1 protein-coding gene is annotated in these 581 nt (G+C 50.8%); it reads right to left on the bottom strand.

Annotated features, from left to right (window positions below; genetic code table 11):
- Positions 1-405: 405 nt before the first annotated feature.
- On the bottom strand, positions 406-576 hold the full coding sequence (locus HK24_RS11645; protein WP_198942129.1) for a ParA family protein: 171 nt from the start codon (positions 574-576) through the stop codon (positions 406-408).
- Positions 577-581 lie beyond the last annotated feature (5 nt).

The raw sequence follows: 581 nt of genomic DNA, 5'->3' as shown, positions 1-581 counted from the left end.
CAAGCTGGGTTCCTAAGATGACAGCAGTAGTCGATTTTCCAGCGCCTCCTTTGGGGGACGCGATAGCGATGACAGGCATTGTGTTCTCCGCTCAAAGAAGCCGTGCTGACCTAAGTTCGTAGTGCCGCCTCCTGTTTTAGTAAACCGGATAATTGTTAAAACCAGATAAAAACATATATCAGGTAATAAACATAACCGGGTAATATCTTCCCAGGACTTCAATAGGAGTGTTCCAACTCACCCTTCCATTGGCGGCTTCTGAAGCGGGATCAAGGCAAAAAACCGGATAAGAGCAGGAACCCGGTAAGAGAAAAAACTAGATAAAAAGAAAAACCGGGTAAAAAGAAAGACCCGATAAAAAAGGGAAAGAGCTGGCTGGGAGCCGCCCAGTCAGCAACAGGTGGGTCAACGCGCGTCCTCGCCATGCTCGCCGGCTGCACCGCCTGCGCGTGACTGCGGGCCGCAGTCTAACAGAGTTACCTCTGCTCGATAGTGTGCAAGCTGGGTTCCTAAGATGACAGCAGTAGTCGATTTTCCAGCGCCTCCTTTGGGGGACGCGATAGCGATGACAGGCATTGTGT

Source organism: Gluconobacter sp. DsW_058 (assembly GCF_002153615.1).
In the GTDB taxonomy this organism is placed as follows: Bacteria; Pseudomonadota; Alphaproteobacteria; order Acetobacterales; family Acetobacteraceae; genus Gluconobacter; species Gluconobacter cerinus.
This window is presented reverse-complemented; position numbering and strand designations above follow the sequence as displayed.